This window comes from Pseudoalteromonas sp. MT33b (genome assembly GCF_014117385.1).
GTDB classification, from domain to species: Bacteria; Pseudomonadota; Gammaproteobacteria; order Enterobacterales; family Alteromonadaceae; genus Pseudoalteromonas; species Pseudoalteromonas lipolytica.
This window is the reverse complement of record NZ_CP059831.1, coordinates 3,436,133-3,458,916: the sequence shown is the minus strand read 5'-3', so window position 1 is coordinate 3,458,916 and position 22,784 is coordinate 3,436,133. Positions and strand designations below refer to the sequence as shown.

At 41.9% G+C, this 22,784-nt stretch carries 15 protein-coding genes and 1 riboswitch; of the genes, 8 read left to right on the top strand and 7 right to left on the bottom strand.

All coding sequences use genetic code 11. From position 1 onward, the window contains the following. The first annotated feature begins 2 nt into the window (after positions 1-2). The 4 genes from H3302_RS15615 (at position 3) to H3302_RS15600 (ending at position 6,723) form a co-directional block, all read left to right on the top strand. Positions 3-3,140: an efflux RND transporter permease subunit gene (locus H3302_RS15615; protein ID WP_036973587.1), complete on the top strand. Its 3,138-nt coding sequence runs from the start codon at positions 3-5 to the stop codon at positions 3,138-3,140. 133 nt (positions 3,141-3,273) lie between these two features. Further along, a riboswitch (cyclic di-GMP riboswitch) is annotated at positions 3,274-3,364 on the top strand. A 114-nt stretch (positions 3,365-3,478) separates the two neighbouring features. After that, positions 3,479-4,048, top strand: coding sequence for a chitin-binding protein (locus H3302_RS15610; RefSeq protein ID WP_182395840.1), 570 nt, complete (start codon positions 3,479-3,481; stop codon positions 4,046-4,048). Positions 4,049-4,188: 140 nt separating this feature from the next. Then, the gene (locus H3302_RS15605; RefSeq protein ID WP_182395838.1) at positions 4,189-6,267 is read left to right on the top strand and encodes a S9 family peptidase; all 2,079 of its coding nucleotides are present in this window, start codon (positions 4,189-4,191) and stop codon (positions 6,265-6,267) included. Positions 6,268-6,321: 54 nt separating this feature from the next. Further along, positions 6,322-6,723: a hypothetical protein gene (locus tag H3302_RS15600; protein WP_036973584.1), complete on the top strand. Its 402-nt coding sequence runs from the start codon at positions 6,322-6,324 to the stop codon at positions 6,721-6,723. Positions 6,724-6,767: 44 nt separating this feature from the next. Here the strand turns inward: H3302_RS15600 and H3302_RS15595 are convergent, their stop codons facing one another. Continuing rightward, positions 6,768-7,241, bottom strand: a complete 474-nt coding sequence (locus H3302_RS15595) for a Dps family protein (RefSeq protein ID WP_065979471.1) — start codon at positions 7,239-7,241, stop codon at positions 6,768-6,770. 369 nt (positions 7,242-7,610) lie between these two features. Here H3302_RS15595 and H3302_RS15590 point away from each other — a divergent pair, with 369 nt between their 5' ends. Then, entirely contained in the window at positions 7,611-7,820 is a 210-nt protein-coding gene (locus H3302_RS15590) for a hypothetical protein (protein ID WP_036973582.1), read from the top strand. A gap of 7 nt (positions 7,821-7,827) precedes the next feature. Here the strand turns inward: H3302_RS15590 and H3302_RS15585 are convergent, their stop codons facing one another. Both H3302_RS15585 and H3302_RS15580 read right to left on the bottom strand, forming a co-directional pair. Next, on the bottom strand, positions 7,828-8,430 hold the full coding sequence (locus H3302_RS15585) for an alpha/beta hydrolase (protein WP_065979470.1): 603 nt from the start codon (positions 8,428-8,430) through the stop codon (positions 7,828-7,830). 8 nt (positions 8,431-8,438) lie between these two features. Beyond that, positions 8,439-8,975, bottom strand: a complete 537-nt coding sequence (locus tag H3302_RS15580; protein WP_036973580.1) for a YaeQ family protein — start codon at positions 8,973-8,975, stop codon at positions 8,439-8,441. Between the two features lie 91 nt (positions 8,976-9,066). On the opposite strand from H3302_RS15580, the gene ylqF reads away from it, so the two are divergent. Both ylqF and H3302_RS15570 read left to right on the top strand, forming a co-directional pair. Beyond that, complete coding sequence (ylqF, locus tag H3302_RS15575; protein ID WP_036973579.1) at positions 9,067-10,011, top strand: ribosome biogenesis GTPase YlqF; 945 nt, start codon at positions 9,067-9,069, stop codon at positions 10,009-10,011. 457 nt (positions 10,012-10,468) lie between these two features. Further along, complete coding sequence (locus H3302_RS15570; protein ID WP_075594219.1) at positions 10,469-13,918, top strand: PAS-domain containing protein; 3,450 nt, start codon at positions 10,469-10,471, stop codon at positions 13,916-13,918. Here the strand turns inward: H3302_RS15570 and H3302_RS15565 are convergent. Continuing rightward, positions 13,915-16,884, bottom strand: a complete 2,970-nt coding sequence (locus tag H3302_RS15565; protein ID WP_182395836.1) for a DUF3857 domain-containing transglutaminase family protein — start codon at positions 16,882-16,884, stop codon at positions 13,915-13,917. The two genes, H3302_RS15570 and H3302_RS15565, sit on opposite strands and share 4 nt — an antisense overlap. 207 nt (positions 16,885-17,091) lie before the next feature. Here H3302_RS15565 and H3302_RS15560 point away from each other — a divergent pair, with 207 nt between their 5' ends. Further along, positions 17,092-17,610 carry a DUF2569 domain-containing protein gene (locus H3302_RS15560; RefSeq protein ID WP_118844747.1) on the top strand — a complete coding sequence of 173 codons (519 nt, stop codon included), beginning with the start codon at positions 17,092-17,094 and terminating at the stop codon, positions 17,608-17,610. On the opposite strand, the gene H3302_RS15555 is transcribed toward H3302_RS15560, so the two are convergent. The 3 genes from H3302_RS15555 to H3302_RS15545 form a co-directional block, all read right to left on the bottom strand. After that, positions 17,603-18,892, bottom strand: a complete 1,290-nt coding sequence (locus H3302_RS15555) for a PAS domain-containing sensor histidine kinase (protein WP_180311235.1) — start codon at positions 18,890-18,892, stop codon at positions 17,603-17,605. The genes H3302_RS15560 and H3302_RS15555 overlap by 8 nt on opposite strands. After that, complete coding sequence (locus tag H3302_RS15550; RefSeq protein ID WP_118844745.1) at positions 18,893-20,269, bottom strand: sigma-54 dependent transcriptional regulator; 1,377 nt, start codon at positions 20,267-20,269, stop codon at positions 18,893-18,895. It abuts the gene before it with no gap. 64 nt (positions 20,270-20,333) lie between these two features. Continuing rightward, positions 20,334-22,784 carry an ABC transporter permease gene (locus tag H3302_RS15545; protein WP_036973575.1) on the bottom strand — a complete coding sequence of 817 codons (2,451 nt, stop codon included), beginning with the start codon at positions 22,782-22,784 and terminating at the stop codon, positions 20,334-20,336.

The following is a 22,784-nucleotide window of genomic DNA, read 5'->3' as shown; positions in this document are numbered from 1 at the left end:
CTATGACAGACGAAAACACAGAAAAACAGTCTGGCATTATTGCCTACTTTGCCAATAACTCGGTTGCTGCGAACCTCATGATGGTCTTTATCGTTATCATGGGGATTATTAGTTATTTTACGATTCAGCGTCAGATGTTCCCGAATGTGGAAATTAACTACATTGAGATACAAGCCAATTATCCGGGTGCATCACCGCAAGAAATTGAAGAAAGTATTCTGATCAAGATAGAAGAATCGTTAAAAGACATCACCGAAATCAAACGAGGTGTGTATCGTGCGTTTCGCAACAATGGACGAGCAAGTTTAGAGATTAATACCGATGCAGAACTCACAGATGTACTTGATAAAGTAAAGCTGCGTGTTGACGGTATTGCAACATTTCCTGCAGGTATGGAACCCGTTACTATTAGTCAGGTCGAGTTTCGTCAAGACGTCATTGGTATGACCTTGGTCGGTGATATTCCGCTGACTGAGTTAAAACCGGTTGCTAATCAAATTGAAGATGAGCTACTGCAATTATCGAATGTGTCCTTGGTACAAAACGATGTGCCACTTGATGAGATTGCGATTGAAATAGACCCTGATTCGTTGCGTCAATACAACCTGACATTAAGCGATGTTGCTAATGCGGTGCGTCGTTACTCGGCTAACATTTCGGCGGGTCAATTACGCACAGATGCAGGTATTATTTCTGTGCGTGTTGAAAATCAATATTACAGCGGTGACGAATTCCGCCAAATTCCCGTTAAAATTGGTGAAAATGGTGCGAAAGTCCTGTTGCAAGATATTGCTGTAATTAAAGATCAATTTATCGAAGGTGAACGCTACTTTAAATTTAATGGCGAGAATGCGGTTTATTTATCGGTAAAAGCAACGAAAGAGCAGAACATGATCCCCGTTGCAGACTCTGTTAAAGCCTTTATAGAAAAGAAAAATAAAGAGCTGCCAGTTGGTTTGCGCCTAGAACCGCTCATGGATATGACCTACTATCTTAATGCGCGTTTAGACATGATGAAAACCAACCTGATCCAAGGGGCAATTTTGGTTGCCATTATGTTGTCGATTTTCTTACGCTTTAAGTTAGCATTGTGGGTAATGATTGGTTTACCCGTGTGTTTCTTAGGGGCGATGATGATGATGCCGCTCTTTGGGATCAGTATTAATATTGTGTCGTTATTTGCCTTCATTATGGTACTGGGGATCGTGGTCGACGATGCCATCGTCATAGGGGAAAGCGCCTACACCGAAATTGAGAAAAAAGGGGGAGGCGTTGTTAATGTGGTGAATGGTGCTAAGCGAGTTGCAACACCAGCAACCTTTGGCGTATTAACGACCATCGCGGTGTTTGCACCGTTTACATTATCAAGTGGCCCCGAAAGTGCGTTTTTCTTTGGTATCGCAGTGGTGGTTATACTGTGTTTAATATTCAGCTTAATTGAATCTAAACTGATTCTACCGGCTCACATTGCGCACACGAAGTTTCCACCTATTAACCCAAATAGCTGGCGTGCCCGTTTTAATAAGCGTTTTTTCAAATTTGTAAACGGCCCATATAAAGCATTTATCGTACGTTGTGTAGAGTGGCGCTGGTTTGTGTTGTTTTCATTCATTGGCCTATTAATTTTAACCTTTGGCCTGATTTCTTCTAATCAAGTGCGCGTGGTGCCAACACCAAAGGTACCTCATGATTTCCCGCAAATTCGTTTAGAGATGAACGAAAATGCGTCGGACATTCAAACAATTGATGCGGTTCGTGAAATTGAAGCCATGGTGTTAAGAGTTGATCAGGAAACTGAGCGTGAGTTTGGCCAAAAACTGATCCGCGATATTTTGGTATTTAATCAAGGCCGAACGGAAGCACAAATTTTAGCGCCGTTGGTTGATGAAGACCTTCGTCCATATAATGCCTTTGAGCTATCACGCCGCTGGCGTGAACAAATGCCAAGCATTGCGGGGGTTAAGTCTTTGCAAATTTACGATGACGTGAATGGCGGTGGCAGTGATGGCGAGTTTGGTTATCTACTTTATGGCCCAGACATTGATACCTTAAATGATGCAGGGCGTCGCTTTATTCAGTTATTACAACAGCAAAAAGGGCTGTTTGATATTAGCTCGACTATCGACCCGGCCAGTAAAGAAGTACAGCTCAGCTTAAAACCTGTGGCGTATGACTTAGGGTTAGACTTAGCAAATATTGCTAATCAAGTCGGCGCAAGCTTCTATGGTGGTGAAGCACAACGTGTTATTCGTCGTGGTGAAGAGGTGCGTGTAATGGTGCGTTACCCTAAACTCACACGTGAAGCGTTTGCCTCTTTAAAGCATGCTGTAATCACAACCCCTGCGGGTAAAGAAGTTATGCTAGGTGACGTGGTTGAACTAACCGAAAAACCGGGCATCAGCTATATTCGCCGCGAAGGCGGTTATCGTACGGTTTATATTTACGGCAGTATTGATGAAGAAGCCATTGAGCCGGGTGCCGTTGTTAAACAAGTTGAAGACACTTTATTACCACAATTAAAAGAAGAGTACCCATCAGTGAAAACTGAGTTAGGAGGCTCAATTGAAGAGCAACAAGCGCAAGCAAACGAGCAATTAATGTTCTTCATTGGCGGTATGATACTTGTGTATATTTTGCTTGCAGTCCCACTTAAGAGCTATTCACAGCCGTTGATTGTGATGTCAGTTATTCCATTTAGCTTAACAGGCGCTATATGGGGTCATTTTTGGTTTGGCCTAGACATTAGTTTAATGTCGGGCTTTGGTTTAATTGCAGCTGCTGGGGTGGTTATTAATGACTCCTTAGTAATGACAGATTTTGTAAACCAAGCAAGACGAGAAGGCATTTCAACTCGTCAAGCCGTTATCGAGGCGGGGTGTGCACGTTTTAGGGCTATAACCCTAACCTCTATTACAACGTTTGCCGGTGTGTTGCCGATCATGTTCGAAACAAGCCTACAAGCGAAGTTTGTTATTCCGATGGCGGTCGCACTGGGTTTTGCTGTGATGTTTGCAACGTTGATTACCTTAGTGCTTGTCCCTTGCTTATACATTGTGATGAGTGACGTTGGGCACGTATTCTTACGTTTCTTTCGCTCGGTGCGTGAGTTATTTCCAAGCGCTAAGCCAGTAAGAGATTAAGTTAAGATAATGTTTAAAAGCCAACCTCCGGGTTGGCTTTTTTGTATCTGCATTTGCTAGTACTTAATAGTTATATGTATGTTTTGGTTACATTCTTTTGTTTGATTTGTTTTCCGGTCGCGATTATACTCAACTCAGTTTTTGGCAAACTAACTGAAAAGTTAGGACGCAAAGTTTCCGGTCTAAGGTTTTGTTAACAAAACTATGATAGCGGGGCCGCCGATAAGCGCATATTCTTCGGGCTTTGGATCTTTTGCCTCAAACTAAAAAATGTATTTATTTTGTTCGGTTATTGTTGGATAGTACCTATTAGTTGTTCTTAGGGTGTTACTTTGTTTATGCATTCGTCATTGGCCTCTGGAAAGTGGTTACCGATTGGTTGCTTGAACCATCATACTCAGCTTTTTGTTGGGGATACGGTGGTCGTAACCTTTTATGACATGCAAGGAGAGCTAGTCGATTTATCATTCAATTACCGGATCACCAGTACGGATGAAGGTGAGCCTCATAATTGGCCACGTTTAGTTGCCGAGCATATAAACGTGCACATTCCACTGGTTGAGGCCGGAAAAATGACCGAACAAGGTTTGGTGGTTGCATACCGTTCAAACCAAATTTATGCCCTTGAAGGTTCGGGCATAACACATGCAAAAGTGGCGTTTAACTGCATCGCGAAATGTAAAGAACGCGCGGTCGATAATCCACAGGATTATGATTATGTTTACCCACAGGCATGCAGTGATTACAGTGCTGGTGTAAAAGTGCTACAGCCTAAAACAGGCCACATTTATATGTGTAAGCCTTGGCCATTTAGTGAATTTTGTCGTGTTAAAGATTCACATAACCCGTTGTTTGAACCGGGAGTTGGCAAAAGTTGGGCCATGGCATGGCAGCAGATATCGCATTAACCGTTTTCCCCCTAAATGCTATTTTAGCATTGCTTAGCCCACTCAATTTGAGTGGGCTTTTTTATACCCATTTGTTAAGCGAATTGGCCAAGCTTCTATGGTAAACTCGGTTTAATTCGTTTTTTAATTGTGGTTTCTTTGTGTCATCAAGTTCGTATTCATTGTCATTATTAGCGCATCCGCCGGTTGCTAAAAAACAGCCTCATTCCTTAAGCACTCATCAGTTTACTCGCATCGATAATTACTATTGGATGCGCGATGATGAACGACAAAATACCGAAGTATTAACTCATTTGCATGCCGAGAATGATTATTGTGAAAAGCAGCTTGCAGGTATAAAGCCACTTCGTGAGCAGCTATTTGATGAGCTAAAAGGGCGTATTGTAAAAGACGATAATACCGTACCCGTAAAAGATGGAACGTATTGGTATCATTCAGAAGTGCGTGGCGATGATGAATATGCCCGCCACTACCGCAGTAGCTCAATTGACGCCCATGATAAGCAGTTACTATTAGACGTAAACCAATTAGCCGGTGAGTTTGAGTTTTACGAGCTGGGCGAAGTGGCCATTAGTCCAAATGAGCAGTTGCTTGCTTACTCAGAGGATACTGAAGGCCGACGTGTTTATACGGTACGATTTAAACACCTTGCCACAGGTGACATGTTTACTGATGTACTCGAAAACACCGAAGGGCAAGTCGTGTGGGCAAACGACAGTAACACCGTATTTTACGTGAAAAAAGATCTGCAAACCTTGCTTGGTTTTCAGGTTTTTCGCCATGTGTTAGGCACGCCTCAGGCCGACGATGTATTGGTGTATGAAGAGCAAGATAAAAGCTTTTTTATGGGACTTGGCAAAAGCCGTGATGAAAGCCTTATTATCATTGATCTTGCGACCACAGAAACCAGTGATACATGGGTGCTTGATGCCAACAATCCATGTGGTGCATTTAGTGCGTTAACATCACGTGAAGAAGGTCATGAGTTTGATGTAGATAAGCTAGGTGATACGTTTTATATCGTGACTAACTGGCAGGCAAAAAACTTTCGTTTAATGACGGCTACGTTAAGTACAATCGCAGATAAATCACTTTGGCAAGAACACACTCCACACCGCGACAATGTGTTACTAGAAGGTGTAGAGATATTTGATGATTATTTAATTTTAACTGAGCGAGAGCTAGGACAAACACGATTTGTTGTGGTGAATAAGCACGGTGAGCGACTCACCTTAGAGTTTGATGATCCCTGTTATTACGCTGCAATTGCAATGAACCCAGAACCCAACGTACGCTCTGCGCGTATTTATTATTCGAGTCTGACGACACCGGGATCACTGTATGATGTTGATTTAAATACAGGGCAAAAAACCTTATTAAAACAACAACAAGTGTTGGGTGAGTTTAAACCAGAAAAGTACCGTTCAGAACGTATCATGGTGACGGCAAGAGATGGCGAACAGGTACCTGTATCACTGGTTTACCGCATCGATAAGTTTAAAAAAGACGGCACAAATCCATTGCTGCAATATGGGTATGGTGCGTATGGCATTACTATCGATCCGAGCTTTTCTAGTAGTTCATTGAGCTTACTCGACCGTGGCTTCGTGTATGCGATTGCTCATATTCGCGGTGGTGAAATGCTGGGGCGTAGTTGGTACGAACAAGGCAAAAAACAGCACAAGCAAAATAGCTTTAATGACTTTATCGATATTACGCGAGCGTTAACCAAGCAAGGGTACGCTCACCCTGCAAAAGTCTGTGCGTCGGGTGGCAGTGCTGGAGGTCTATTAATGGGCGCCGTCGTTAACCAAGCACCCGAGCTTTATTTAGGCATTGGCTGTCATGTGCCATTTTTAGATGTTTTGACGACCATGTTAGATGAAAGCATTCCGCTTACGACTAACGAGTATGATGAGTGGGGAAACCCGAACGACCCCGCGTATTATGATGTGATTCAGGCCTATTCTCCGTATGACAATATTAAGGCGCAAGCGTACCCTAATATTTTAGTGACGACGGGCTTTCATGATTCACAAGTACAGTATTGGGAGCCCATGAAATGGGTGGCTAAACTTCGCGAGATGAAAACAGATGACAACATTCTTGTCTTTAAAACAGATATGGATGCAGGTCATGGTGGTGCGTCGGGTCGTTTTAAAAGCCTTGAAGAAAAGGCTCTTGAAATCGCATTTTTTATTGCTTTATTATCGAATTAAAGCTTAGATAACACCTATAAGTGCAAAACTTAAGTTGTATTTTAAGGGGTGAGCATGTTTAAAGCCCACGGTGATTGGTGTTACTTTATTGAACCGCCAGTGATTTATGTGGAAATAAGTGGCAGTTTTAATAAAGAAGCTGTTGCTTCGTTTAGTGTTGAAGTTGCTCAAGAAATAATGAAATACCCTGAGCACTCAATTCAGTATGCTGTTGTTAATTTAGCGCAATTTGAATTAGCAACGGCAGATAGTATTGAAACCGCGAAGGCGTATTTTCAAGCTATAAAAGCACGTGGTTACAAACGCGTTGACTATATCAAAGCAAATATAATTGCGCGCAATTTACTCGAGACAATATGGTCGGGTGTCGATATGGATATTAACTTCCATCACAATGCTGATAGCTTTTTTGAAGACAGGCCAGAATACAGTCACCTGAGAAAGTGGTTAAAATAAAAAAGCCCTCATAGAGGGCTTTTCAAGTGATGTAAAGTAAGGGCCTAGCCTAAGTAAGCTTTTAACATCCAAACAAGTTTTTCTTGTTCTTTAATGTAATCACTCATTAGTGATGCAGTCCCTTCGTCATCAGCATCGCCAGCTTCTGTTAAAATTTCGCGCTGCATTTGAATAAGTGTGCTGTAACCTGCTAATAGGTTTTCAACGGCTGCGGTGCCTTCAGTAATGTTCTTCGCTTCATTAATCTTACTTGCTTCGAGGTATTCTGAAAACGCATGAACAGGTGCGCCACCAAGTGTCAAAATACGCTCTGCAATTTCATCTACTTTTTCAAGAAGTAGGTTATAAATTTCTTCAAATTTAAGGTGTAATTCAAAAAAGTTACGACCTTTAATATTCCAATGAAAGCCACGTGCATTCATATATTGAATTTGGTAGCAGCTTAATAAAGTATTGAGAGATTTTACGATATCTTCACTTTTTGCGCTGTTTAAACCAATTGCATTTACCTGTGACATAGATTAGCTCCTTAAAAAAATAATCGTGAATAGGTTACTTGCTAGTGCGTGATATCAAGTATTGGCCATTTTTATTAATCTGTAAAATGGTTTAATTCGAACGGGGTGATAGGTTTTAGCTATCAATACGCATTTTGAATCAGTCGTCCACTATCAGCATAACCTCGAAGTACTCTTCTATAAACTTGGGGCAAATGACGTAAAAAACCACCATAAAAAGTGATTATTTTTTAATGAAGGTGAAAATATGATCTAAAACAAGTTTTGCTTTAGCTAATATACACGCCGATTTAGAACTTGATTTAGGTCAAAAAATCAACGTAGCAGAAGCGCATAATACCTTTACCGCATTTAGCTAGGAGAACAAAAATGGACGGTAAAACAGTAAAAGAAAACAAAGCAGAAATAGTGGTTGTTGTTATTGCATTACTTGCGTTTGTAATCGGTTTAGTTGGTCATCTTGCAGGGGCAAGCTTTGCTAATTTTGACACCTTTGGTTATATCGCTGCGCCGGTGCCGCTGATTCTGGGGATTATTGTATTAATTTCTTACAAAGTTGCCGCAAGTGCTGAGAAATAAAATACAGCTAACGTTGATTGATAAGCTTAATAATGTAATCCATGACTTGGCGTGAGTAGATCATACTGGTGTGACTTAAATGAAACACCTTGTGCTCTGCCATGCCATTGAGTTTGGTTTCATCTATAAGCACTGTGCCATCGGAGGCACTGCCTTTAGCAATGAGCGGCATTAATCCAATGGGTAAGTCGCCTGCAATACTATAAAGCTTGGCATTAAACGGCCAGTCGCCATTTTCAGACAACAAAAACTCGACACTATTTTTAAGTAACATATCGAAGCCTTTTTGCTGCATTTGCTTAGCAATATGGCTGCCTTTATGAGGCGTGCCTAAGGTAATGACTTTTTCAACATGTTTGCTTTGTAGAGAGTTTGCTTCAAGGTAGGCCCGGGCAACTAAACCGCCCATTGAATGACACACCATTGCTGTGGGTTTGCCATTAATAAAGCGGTCAATCTTGTCAAAAATAGCCGTTCTATTTGGCGACAGCGTATTGTAGGTCAAATTGAGTATATTAAGCCCTGATTTTTCAAGACGTGCGCACAGAGGGCGCATTACAAAGCCCGACATATAAAGTCCGTGTAATACTACAACCTGCCTAATTGCCATCGCATTCCTTACATGAGTTGCTGAGGTTTAATTTCGATATTTGCTGTGTCTGAGCTAACCCATACCTCACCGTCTTGAATCGTAATCGTAAGCTTAATATTACGGTCAGCCAGTGCGGCTAATGCTTGAGTCGCAGCATAATCGAGGCTAAAAATACTTAAGTTTTTAAAATCATACAACTTAGGTTGATGCTTTTGCCACCAAATAGTTTGGTTATTTTCGCCGTAAGTATACAAAATAACCTGTTTAGCTTTGTTACAGGCTTTTTTCAAACGCTTTTCATCAGGTAGACCAAGCTCAATCCATAACTCAATTTCTTCGCTGTAGTTTATGTGCCAAAGCTCAGGTTCATCATCAGCACACAAGCCTTTGGTAAACTCCAACCCTTCTCGGGCATTGAGTGCAAATGCCAGCAAGCGGATCATCAGGCGCTGCTCGGTCTCTGATGGGTGCTGTGCAAGGGTTAGATTGAAATCTTGATACAGGTGTCGGTCCATATCGCTCAGCGATATGTGTGCTTTTATAATGGTTGATTTAAGAGCCATAACTGCTTACTTGAAAAAATTTGCGTCATTATAGCGCAATTAACTGCTGAGCCAGTTAAAATACCGTGAAATTATCTTGTAGGAGTAAAACATGGCAATCCAGTGGTTCCCGGGTCACATGAACAAAGCCCGTAACGAAATTAAAGAAATCATGCCACAAATGGATGTGATCATTGAGGTGCTTGATGCCCGTATTCCTTATAGTAGTGAAAACCCGATGGTTACAGCGCTTCGCGGTGATAAACCCGTTATAAAAATCATGAATAAAGCTGACCTTGCTGATCCTAAACTCACGCAAGCGTGGAAAGACTACTTTGAACAACAAATCGGTGTTAAAGCAATTGATTTTGGGAATGATAAAGCGGGTGAAGTGCATCGTATTAATGAGCTTTGTAAAAAGTTAGTGCCGCATAAAGTGGGTGCAGATAAGCAAATAAAAGCTATGATAATGGGTATTCCAAACGTAGGTAAATCAACGTTAATCAATACCTTAGCTGGCCGAATTGTTGCAAAAACGGGTAATGAACCTGCTGTAACCAAAGCCCAGCAACGCATTAAACTTGATGATGGCATTATGTTGTACGACACGCCAGGCATGTTGTGGCCAAAAGTAGAAAACGAAAACTCAGGTTATCGTTTAGGTGCAACAGGTGCGATTCGTGATACTGCGATTGATTATGAGGAAGTGGCAAGCTACACGGCGGAGTATTTATTGCACGCATACCCTGAGCTTTTAAAAAGCCGTTATAAGATTGACGAATTACCTGAGTCTGACTGGGAATTTGTTGAAATGGCCGGTAAAAAGCGTGGCTGTATCCGTGGTGGTAATCAAATTGATACCTATAAAATGTCAGAAATTCTGATAAATGAATTACGTGATGGCATTATTGGTCGAATTACCATGGAAACCCCCGCAATGCGTGAAGAAGAAGAGCGCATGGTGGCAGAGCTTCGCGCTGCGGCAGAAGCTAAAAAAGCAGCAAAAGAAGAAGAGAAAAAACAGCGCCGAGCGCGTGCTCGTAAAAACCGCCGTTAATCACACTTTATTTGCAGACATAAAAAAAGCCCGTAAGGGCTTTTTTAGTTTCATATCTACCGTCACCGATATGAGCAATGTAGCAAGTAAAATAAGTAGGGCGATCGCCTGTTGCCAACATCAAGGGGCGCTGCGGTTAGCAACAAGCGATCTTAGCTTTATCGTGGGCCACACGTGTTTCAGGGTCGAGAAACAAATCAGTTTATTCCGATAACAATTCGCCAAAATACGTAATTAAGCGAACAGCTATTACAATCCGTAATGCTTTTTCCGTCTTGTTGATATTGATTATCAATTAGATTTAGATATCTGTCAATACTCTATTGCAAATAATTCTCATTTAATTTTTATTTTCTTCAAAGTATGGCTATTACACGCATTAGCACTAAAGTTAGGCTGTAAATTAGCGCCAATAAAAACTATGCTGGTGCCATAATAATTAAAAAAATCACATGCGATGTTTTCAATTTGGTCAATAAGCCTACTTGCGATTGTTTATTTAGCAATTTTATTTGCTGTTGCAGGCTGGGCTGATAAAAGAAAGGTGTTGCCTTTTAAAGGCTTAACTTATGGTTTGTCGTTGGGCGTGTATTGTACGTCGTGGGCTTTTTTTGGCACTACGGCGCAAGCAGCTTATAACGGCTGGTGGTTAGCACCAACGTACGCTGGCACGATTCTGCTGTTTATTTTTGGCTGGCAGATTTACTGCCGAATTGCCCATATTTGTAGACAGCAAAAAATCACTTCCATGGCTGACTTTATCGCGACTCGTTATGGTCAATCATCAAGCTTGTCGGGCTTAATATCGCTAATTTCTGTGATTGCTATTGTACCGTATATTTCGTTGCAACTCAGTGCGACCGCACAAAGTATTAATTTACTAACCGACCGAGCAGTGACACAAAGCAGTGAGGTATGGGCCGACAGCACTTTTTATATCACGCTCTTGTTGGCGTTATTTGCAATTTTATTTGGTGCAAGACGCTTAAAACCCAGTGAACATAACCCCGGTTTAATCGCCAGTATTGCCTTTGAGTCGGTGGTGAAACTTCTGGCATTTTTAGCGGTTGGTTTATACGTATGCTTCGTTTTATTCGACAGTCCCATCGCTCTTTTTGAAACGGCACAACAATTAAATATTGACCAACAAGTTGCGGCTTCAAAGAGTCCGACCTATGTGTATGTTGCACATACTCTCTTGGGTATTTTGGCTACCTTGTGCTTACCACGTCAGTTTCATATGAGCTTTATTGAAAAAAATAACGATAAAGAACTGGCTTCAGCACGTTGGCTGTTTCCTATTTACTTATTACTTATCAACTTGTTTATTTTGCCAATTGCGTATGCCGGGCTTATTTATTTTCAAGGACAAGACGTAGGCTACGATACCTTTGTATTGGCATTACCCATGGCCGCAGACGATGCCTTTGTTGCATTGTTGGCCTTTTTAGGCGGCTTTTCAGCGGCGACGAGTATGGTGATTGTGTCGGCAATTGTACTCTCGGTGATGATCACCAATGACTTTATTAACCAGTTCATTTTACGCCGCTCACAACTCACGTCGAGTAGCCGAGGCTTGGATAAAAATAACCTTTTGCATGCGCGTAAAATCGTTATCGTACTGATTTTATTATTAAGTTACTTCACGCATCGGGTTTTAGGCGAAAGCACTACCTTAGCTAATGTTGGTTTGATGTCGTTTACGTTGGTTGCCCAATTTTCACCGGCCATGATCATTGGTTTATGGTGGCGACAAGCGTCTTGCCGGGGTGCACAACTGGGTATTTTGAGCGGTTTTATTATTTGGGGTTACACGTTATTACTGCCCAATTTAGCGGGCGGATTAGGTAACGATAGCCAATGGTTGGTTGATGGCCCTTGGCACATTAGCTGGCTTGCACCGACTGATTTATTTTCGCTGGGTCTTGAAAGTATCAGTCAGGCTTTATTGTTATCGTTAGGTGCGAATTGTTTGGTGTACTTTTTGGTGCCTCTGTTTAGTCGTGCAACACTGGCTGAGCGTTTACAAAGTAATAAGTTTGTTGCTCAAGGAAATGAATCTCGTGTAAGTAACCATTTGCAGCCTTTAAGTTATCACGATTTAGGGGCTTTATTGCAGCGCTTTGCTGAAAAAGAAGCGGGGCAATCGCTGGTAAATCACTATTTTCCTGAAGATAAAAGTAAATGGAAGCGGCCCGCAAATGTTGAACTTGAGTTACTCGTAGAGCGTGAAATGTCGGCGGTCATCGGGGGCGCTTCAGCACGCCTTATCTTGGATGTTGCCAAAAATGAGCAGCGCCAACCTCTTGAGCAAGTTGCTGAATTTGTTGATGAAGCAAGCCAAGTATTGAAATTTAATCGTGACCTGTTGCAATCAACCATAGAAAATATTCAACAAGGTATCAGTGTAGTCGACAGTGAACTGCGTTTAGTTGCTTGGAATCAAGGCTACAAAAACATGTTTGCTTACCCAGATGATGCCTTGTATATCGGTCGTCCAGTTGCCGATATTATTCGCTTTAATGCTGAGCGCGGCTTGTTTAGCGGTGAAAGTATGACCAGTGAAGTTGAAAAACGCTTGGCGTATTTGCGCCAAGGCAGTGCGTATAAATATCAGCGCTCACACAATGATGGCCGCGTGTTTGAAATGCAAGGTAATCCGCTGCCAGGTGGTGGCTTTGTAACGACTTACACAGATATTACTGAATTTGTAAAACAACAAAAAGCACTCACAGAGGCCAATGTTAGCCTTGAAGAAAAAGTGGCGGCACGGACCTTAGCACTCACTCAAGCGAACCAAGAGCTATCAATGGCAAAACAAGTCGCCGAGCAAGCAACCGTCAGTAAAACGCGCTTTTTTGCAGCTGCCAGCCATGATTTATTACAGCCATTTAATGCTGCGAGCTTATTTTGTTCCTTAATGAATGAAAAAGCCCAAGACACAGAACTTAAAGAACTGGCAATGAATATTAAGAATTCGCTCGGCAGTGCTGAAGAATTGTTATCGAGTATTTTAGAGTTAACTAAACTTGATTCGGGATCATTTAAAGTGCAAATGAGTGAATTTGCCATCAGTAGTTTGGTTGAACCATTGCGCAATGATTACGAAGCGTTAGCAAGTGACAAAGGGTTAAAGTTCATTTTAGAAACATGTGATGTCCGTTTGCATACAGACAAAGCATTATTGCGTCGTGTGCTTCGCAATTTACTCAGCAATGCAATTCGTTATACCGAGCACGGCGAAGTTCGCCTGAAAATGCATCACGATGATGACCATGTATCGTTTATTGTTGAAGATACAGGGATTGGAATTGCTGCCGGTGATCAACACACCATATTCCAAGAGTTTAAGCAGTTGGGTGTTAAACCGAGTGCTGAAGGACTTGGATTAGGCCTTGCCATTACAAAACGTATTTGCGACTTATTAAAAATACCGCTCGTAATGGGCTCTGAGCTGGGCAAAGGTACACAGTTTACTTTAACCTTACCATGCAAAGTTAGCACTGCACCAAAGCAGGCACAACATGCTGAAATATCGCAAGAAACAGAGCTTGGGCAATTAAGGATTTGGCTGCTGGATAACGATAGCAATGTATTAGAGGCGTTAAAGCAGTTACTTGAAAACTGGGGATGCGAAATCTCTACGGCAACTAACTTAGCTGAGCTGGAACAATTAAAAGCTGAGCAGCCCTTGCCGCAGTTGCTGATCATTGATTATCAACTTGATGATGGTGTTACGGGTCTTGAGGTCATAGAGCAAGCAGGCTTAACAACACTGCCTGCAATTGTAAATACCGCAAACCATGACGAGGGTATACGCGAGCTGGTGCTCGATGCGGGCTATCCGTTGCTTTATAAGCCACTGAAAGCGCCCGCATTAAAGCGTATGATTAAGCGACTGACTTAATCTGCGTTTTGCTCAGTTGCTGGGGTATTGGCCTTAATTAAGCGCTCTACCTCAGCGACAAACTTCTTATCTAAGTCATCTTCATGGCTCAAAAATAACAGCATTTCATCACCATTGTGGTCAATGACCGTTAGCGTGGTGGTTAGTAGGGCGCTTTTAGCATAATCAACGTTGAGCTTTTTAATGTCACTAAAGCGGCGCTGATCTTTCTCAAGCACACCGTGCTCATTTTCCCAGTAACTAAAAATGGTGTTTTCAGTTATGCCGTTTCCATCAGTTTTAAAATCAACAAAGGCATCACTATAAAAGTATTGCACATTCTCATTTGCTGGGATGATCTCTTTTCGTTTTAAGAAGTTAACTTGATACGACCATAGCTTATCGCCGGTTACTATGGTTGAATTTGGCAACAAATATAGCTCATAAATTAAGCCATAAAATAGCCAAGGCAGCATGAATATCGAAATGATAACCTGCCTCGCTCGCCATTGAGAATGGTACTCAAGAGCTTGTTCAGGTTGCTTGAGGTTTTGAATGTAATTAACTAGAGGCAACCATAAAATAGGCGTAACTAAAAACAGCCAGGTACCATATTCCCAGTTATAGCTTACGACTTCAGAAATGATAATCGCCAGCCATAACACGAACCCAACCGCAACGGGCATGATCTTATTTTTGCCAAAGGTTTGTTCGCTGTGCTTGCAAAGCTCAAGTAACAACGGAATAAAAAACAGTGGTGCAAATATACCTCGGGCAATCGGCATTATATGGCTTTGTTGTTGCTCTTTTATCGCTTTCCAGTTGCGATAGCTCCAGTAGTTAATGAATATTCCTAAGCTCAATAAGCTGTAAATAACAAACTTACTGTTACTGACAGGGTAGAACTGCGTACCTTCAAATTCTGGACGTTTTCGAACTTCAAAACGCCAAGCCGCGATGAAAAAGATGATTGCCGCTAAGTAGCTTAAAATAAAAACGCTATACCAATTGGTTTCTTCATCTACCTGCGTGGTAGTCGCAGTGTTAGTACCATATTTGATAATGCCATATTGCGTTTCGTTAATTAGTTTTTTCCGCGCGTTGAAGTATTGCTCTATTTGGTCTGCAGGAATATGGTCTTGCTTCGCACTGTAATCAAAGTAAAGGGTAAGTATAGAGTCTTTGAAGGTAACGCGTTTTTCCAGATGGAAAAAGGGATTGTCGATACTGAGTTGTTCTTCCTCAAATTCCCAATTAGGCTCTGAGAATGCGATTTGAATTGTTGTTTCAATATCATTTGGATACCGAAACCACATGGGGGCATTACGCTCTAGCTGTTCTGGTTTATAAACGCTGTTTTGAATTTCGCTGGCATAAAAATCGTTGCGATAGCCTTTATTGTCAGGTTTCCAGAAATTATCAATTGTGTAGTATTCATTTGTAATTAGTTGACCTGTGTCATCAAGGGTATCTACGGTCATGGGTTTAGCTGTTTTTAAACCTTTGAAAGAGTCTTGATAATATTCTCTGTAATCATCTTCTGTGCTTTTAAGGCTATTTTTTGCTATTGAACTACGGCGGCTTATCGCTTCATAATCGCCGTATTCATAGCGAGTTGTAAAGTGGGTGGCATCATCTACCTTTTCGGGGATTGAGTAGCTATCAAAGACTTGAACACGCTTGACCAGAGGCTTAGTAAGCATGTCTGTAAAGCCTGTTTCACCTTCTTTAACGATTAAAGCCACGCCATAGTTTGGTTGTGCTAAATGCGCTAAGTCGCCGCGTTGATATGACGTGGTAGGATCAAGCCAATAGCGCTTCCCTTGGTGCTCTAGGGTGACAATGACGTGATCAAATAAGTTTGGGGCGACAGGTAACCTCGCTAAACGCTTTGTTTCTTCTGTATTTACCAATGCTGGATAGGCGTCAACGCCCAGTGCTTTTAACAATGAAATAAGCAGTACTGTTTTGTCTTTACAATCACCATAGCGCAGTGCAAGGGTTTCTGATGCCGGAGTTGGCCGATGCGAGTTGGTGCCCATTTCGAGCCCCAAGTAACGAACTTCGTCTTGACTGAAACGCAGTGCTGCAACTATTTGTGACTCTAAATCAGTATGCTGCAACTTGATTTGACGAGTAATAGTTTCAATAGCAGGGCTAATTTCAATGGCTGATTGGTAAAGTGGCAGTGACCAATCGATGACCTCTTGCCAGTTATTAACTTCAGAGAAATAAACTTGTTTATACGGTGAGTACCAATAAGGTACTTCACTTGCTGAGATCATTGTAGGTTCATTGTGTTGGTTTATTTGGTAGTCAAATCCTATATTTAGGGGAGTACTGATAAGAGTTGATTCGCCATTGACAAAGTTGATGTGTAAAGGGGTTGGCTTTTGCCATAGAACCCGCATAAATTGCTGCACGACAGGCACAGACCAATTAAGAGTTCTCGCTGTACTAAAGTGTTGATAAACTGGATTGCTGCCCGAAATCGTATAGCTGTAATCTAATATATCCATTACCCGCATATCATCAATAATGATATTTAGGCTTAATGTGCCATTGTATATTCGACTTGCTAGGTCGGTCTCACGTTGTAAAACCTGTCGCTGAGCACTACCCAGTTTGTCTATATATTCACCATTACGGATAATCCCTAAACTATTGAGCGAAAGTGATTGATAACTAGGGTCAAAATCAATATTGAGTTGACTAATATAATCTACTCCAGATTGATTGGCAGCTTGCATAACCGTTCGAGTAAAGCGTTGCTGTGGTGCTTGTTCAGTCACCTTAAACTGTGTATCGAGCATAAGATAGAAGGTCCCATCTTTAATATGCTCATTGGGGATATTCGGTGTTAGTAGTTCATGCTGTTTGACCCAGCTATCCGCTGGCGTAACCTGGTAATCATCAGCAACTACCAAGCAGCTTATAAAAAGTAAAAAAAGCGATGATAACGTGAGGTATAGGTGCGTCCATTTCATTATTATTTTCTAATTACGTTTAGTTTTATATGACAAATTACTGAAATAAACAGTATTAGCCAACCAAAATTAGCCTTTTTTGTCTCTTTTTTAGTTATAAAGGCATTTGGTGAAAATGAAGAGTGGATGATGTTTAAATAGTGTGAGGTGGAAATAGGATTCTTCAAAAATCGGCGTATAGTGAAAAAATAATAAAAAGGAGATGTCATGGAAGAGGTTAAACAACAAAGCGCGACTCAAACAGCCGATGTTCAAGGAGATAAGGATTTAGTCGGTATAAAAGGTTGGCTGATTCTGGTTGCTATTGGAGTGGTTATCAGCCCACTTCGGGTTTTTTATGAAAGTATCAACATATTTAAACCTATCTTTACTACTGATATGTGGCAAAGATTAACCTCACAATTTGGTGATATGTATCACCCGTTGTGGGAGCCTCTTTTAATTATTGAGATACTCTTTAATGTTACATTATTTTTTGCATCACTTTATTTGATTGTGTTGTTCTTTAAGCATAAAAAAGCATTTGTTAGCTGGTATTTAGCTATTTTACTCGGCGGCCTCGCATTTATAGTGCTTGATGCTTTTGTTGTGAGCTTACTTGTGCCGAGTGTCACCATTTTTGATAGTGAAATGAAAACTATGCTGATAAGGGGAGTTATTCAAGCCTTAATTTGGGGCCCCTATATGCTTTTATCTCAGCGTGTTAAAGCAACATTTGTTAAATAGTGCTGCAGGGCACGCTCACTTTTGCTTGCGTTCCGTGCGCTGGCTGCGACGTTAAAGTAAGCTCGCCACCTTGATTGCGTATTAGTTCGCGGGTGATTATCAGTCCTATGCCTGTGCCGTTAGCTTTGGTTGAGTAAAATGGCACAAATAGGTTGTCGGGGTTTTGAATGCCACAACCTTGGTCGCTAATTTCAATATTTAAGTTATCACCTTGTCTTGACCAAGTGAGGCTAGGAGCAGAATTGCTACCTGCTTCAAATGCATTTTTTATCAGGTTGATTAAGGCTTGTTCGAGTTGCCCTAAATCGGCACTAAAATGCAGCTTTTCGCTGCTATTTATAACGAGTTCAGGGAAGATAGCTGTTAAACGCGTATTTAATTGCTCGTTGCTTATCGGTTGTTTGTTTGCAGGTGGTAGTTTTGCAAAGGCGCTGTAACTGCTCACAAAGTCTAACAAGTGCTGGGCGCGTTTTTCGATGACTTGCAGCATATCTTGAGCAAGATCATCGTGATTGCTTATTTGTCCCTGACGCTTCATGGTTTGCAGCGATTGGCTCATTGAATAAATCGGGGTGAGGGAGTTACGAACTTCGTGATTTAATACCCGAATGAGGCGCTGCCAGACAAGCTGCTCGTTTTCGCGAAGTTGTTTCTCGATAGAAAAAAAGGTCAGTAATTCAAAGCTTCTGCCAGCCCGCCAAAAAGTTTGAGAGGCTATCTGAAAGCGCTGTGTAAAGGGGGCGCTTTTTTGCTGCTGCCATTGCCCGTCTTGAAGTGTTAACCCCAGCTCACTGGCAGTTTTACCTTCTATATTGCTATTTTGTATACTGTTTAAAAAAGCACGGTTGCTAAAATATACCAAGCTATGTGGGTCTAATATCACAATGGGTAAATCTAGCATGCTCGCAAACTCAAATACAAACTCTTCGGTTTGCATATAGTGGCGTTTGTTTTTCGCTATTTTATCGCTCAGCTTAGCAAAGTCGTTTTTGAGTGAGGCAACTCGGCCACTTTCATAAAAAGCTAAATGCCAGCTATTGCTCTCGTCGTTGGCGAGTGCGTCAAGCTGTAAACCAAAACGCTCTACGACATCGGTGATCAGACGGTAGCTTTTAATTAATGCGAATGCGCTTACGCCAATAAAAGGCAGCAGTAGACTAATGCTGGCGAACCAGTCGAGCTTTAGGCTCAATGTGAGTGCGATGCCCAGTGTGAATAGAGCAATTAACACCACAGAATAATAACGTTTTACACGCTTCTCTAACGACAGCTTTGCACCCATTTAACGATCTACTTCTTTTAGGTCAAGTTGGTGTTTATCAATGCGACGATAAATAGCTGATTTACTTAACCCTAAAAATTCGCCAGCAGCAATCACATTGCCATTAAATTGCAGCAGCGCTTTTTGAATCATCTGTTTTTCAAGCTCTTCAAGAGGCAATAAGGGCAGCGTTTTATCTGCACTGTTAATAGGTTGCTCGCAGCTAGGTTGATCTAAAATGAGATCGCTTGCTTGAATATTGATGTTGTCACTCATGATCACAGCACGTTCAATGCAGTGGCTCAGTTCACGAATATTACCCGGCCAACTGTATTGTTCTAATGCCTCGATGGCTGAGTTACTTAGCGACATATTTGAACGTTGGTATTTTTTACCATGAGTGAGTAATAAATGCTCCGCTAAGGGGGCAATATCCGCTTTTCTGTCGCGAAGCGCAGGAATATGTAGCTCAATGGTGTTGAGTCTAAACAGTAAATCACGGCGGAATTCACCTTGCTCAATCGCCGTTGCAAGTTCTGAGTTGGTTGCCGAAATAATCCGAACATCGGCTGTTCTGGTCTGGCTTGAACCTAATACCTCAAATTCTTTGCTTTCGAGCACGCGCAGCATTTTGCTTTGTAGTTCAAGGCTCAAAGTGGCTATCTCATCAAGAAATAAAGTGCCCCCTTCGGCAATTTCAAAACGCCCTAAGCGATCTTCTTTGGCGTCAGTAAACGCCCCTTTTTTATGGCCAAATAATTCGCTTTCAAAGAGTGATGGCGCAATGGCGCCTATATTTACGCTTACATAGCGTTTGTCACTGCGTATAGAATGCTGGTGGATATAATTGGCCAGTAAACTTTTGCCTGTGCCATTTTCGCCGGTAATTAAAATACTGGCATCGGTTTTTGCGGCGCGCTCTGCTTTGGCGAGTAGTTGTTGCATTACCTCAGAATGGGCTATATAGCTAGCGTGTGTGTTATTGGTAAGTGCTTTTAAGCAGGCATTATCATGGTGGCTTTGTTTTAGTTTTAACTGCTGTTGCACCACCGCTGTTAAGCGCAAATTATTCCATGGCTTTTCGACAAAATCGACCGCGCCTAATTGCATGGCTTTAACGGCGACATCAATGCTTGCCCACGCCGTCATTACGATCACGGGAATGGTTGAACCTAACGTATTTAGTTGCTTTAAAAAACGCAGTCCTTCCTCACCCGATGTGGTGTCGAGTTTGTAGTTCATGTCGAGTAAAATTAAGCTAATATGTTCTGATTTCAACACGTCAAAAGCGTGTTCAGGGCCTTCCGCTTCAAGGCATTGTAAGCCGAGTTGTTGTAATGCAACGGTTGCAGCCAGACGCACATCAGCTTGATCGTCAATGACTAAGATTTTGTCCATGATGTTTTTCTTTTTGTCCTGTTGATGTGGCTTAAGTTAGCACTTAAGCCACCGTTTTGTGCTGTTAATCGTTACGCAGTGCAGCCATAGGTTTTGCTTTAAGCAGTAAAACCAAAGGCCTAAAGCAAGCGAATAGGGCAATACATAAGGTAATGCTCCAAGCGAGTAATTGCAGCCTTACATCAAGTACCAGCCAAGACATTAGCTGCCCTTGTAATAAGTAAAAACCAGCAATCACAGCAGCCAACGCGACACTAAAACCAATTAAAACAGGGATAATCGCTTCAACACTCATCAGTTTGAATAAACGTGCTTTTTTAGCACCTAAAGCCATGCGTATACCGAATTCATAACGGCGCAGACCAAGGTTGTAGCTCAGTACCCCAAAAATACCGATTGCCGCTAATAATAGAGTAAATAGCGCTAAGGTACTACACAGAACCACAGTTAGTCGGCTCATATACAGTAAATTGTCATACTCGTGTTGTAAGTCATTAAACTGCCACATGGTTAAGTCGCTGTTCTTTTCTTTTAGTGTATTAAGTATTTGTTTATTGGTCAGCTTGACGCCTTCAGAGGCTTTAATTGTGAACATATAGCTATACGGCTGGGCCGGCCACCAAATATGACGGCCAAACGACTCGTCGTAGTATTTTGGGTGATTAAAGTCTTCGGTTACGCCGACCACTTCAAACATTTTTTCTTCCAGGCCTTGATAAGATTTACCAATAATATTGCGATAATCTTGATCGGGTAATAAGTTTTCTGCCACGCTTTGTGACACCAGTATCTCGTTGGTTTCACCGCGTATTGCTTGCTCAGTAAAAGTGCGCCCCGCAAGAATTTGCGTGTTAACTAAAGCAAAGTAATCAGGCCCCACCCACTGACTTGGGAAGAAAATTGAGCTTTTACCATTAACATCAGTCAGGGTATTGGCGTTTTGTCTTGGCGACACCGGGCTGTGACCGAGAGCCACATCTTCAATGCCTTCGCTATTCAGTAAAACTTGCTTGTATTGCAGCATGTGTTCGTAGCGCTCAGCCAATGACATTTGATTATTTGGCTGGAACAGGTTGGCAAAATAGAGGTTCTCAGTGTCACTGCCTAAAGGGCGGTTAATCGTACCGAGGGCTTTGCTTACAACCATTACCGAAAAGCTAACGAGTAGAGCGGCAACAAACATTTGTGAGCCAATTAAAATGCGTACCGTACGGCCAGATACTTGTGATACCCCGCCTTTACCACTGTTCTGCATTTGCGTGTTTAGGGTTTTGTAATTCACTAAACGCGCTGTTATCAGTGAGAAAATAGTGGCAAGTGCAATACATAAAAGCACTGCAACGATCACCAGTGTACTATCAACAGCAAGGCTATTAACCAAGGGTAAACGCCCTTCGGCCAATACTTTAAATAAGCGAATGCCCCAGACTGCTAAAAACAGTGCAATACTGACCGACAAAGTCATTAGAATCAGTGACTGTAAGAATATGCTATTAAACAAGGTTTTTCGTTTAGCACCGAGCACTGCTTGCAAAGCGAGGGTTTTATGTTGCGCCAGCGCACGCGAGAAAAATAAAGTACTGACGTTCAGCACCGCAATGATTAATAAGCCCACGGCTCCTGCAAGCATCATTAAGCTTAAGTCATCATTTTTGCCTAATTCAACGTCGCGATAGGCGGTTACTTCGGGTTTTACATCGGTAATGCCGCCATTGTTGAGCCATTCTGATTTTATGGTGTCAATTTGTTGTTTTAAGTCGACTTTAACTTGCTCAATTGTTACGCCGGGTTTTAAAACGGCAATTAGCTTTAAGTTTTTAAAGGTGTTTGTCCACGGGCTTTGCCAGTCTTCATTGTGAAAAAAACGACGGTCGGCGCTTGATGGAAACCACACTTCAACATCACTTGCTTTAAACATATAAGGTGGGCTAAATGAATCATCAACAACCCCCACGATACGGTGAACATAATCGGTTTTACCGGCCATTACTGAGAGTGTCTTACCAATAATATTCGGATCGCTGCTGTAATGCTTGCGCCAAAAGTTGGCTGAAATCACTACGCGATCGTCGGGTGTTTCTAGTGTTTCGCCAAGGTCAAAACCTTGCCCTAGTATGAATGGGGTGTGCAACAAGTCAAAATAATTGCCGCCCACATAAAGTACCGGTTCTTTTGGTTGGCCATCGAGGTTGGCAAAGATTTCCTCGCCAGCATTGATCATCATACTTTGCTCGAAGCTTTGATTATGCTTGAGCCAATGCACCATCGACTGATAGCTTTGAAAGCCGGTGGCGTCGTAGTCATCATAAGTAAGGGATTGTTCAACGACCACCATGCGATTTTCATCGTAGACATCTAGTGGCTTTAAAAAGTAGCTGTTTACTAAACTGAGTACCACAAACAAGGTGGCGAGGGTGAGTGCCAATGTTGCGATAACCGCCGTTACAAAGCCGGGAGCATTCATTAGAGATGCCCACGCTAAACTCAATTGAGTGCGTATTTTGGTTAGTTTCAT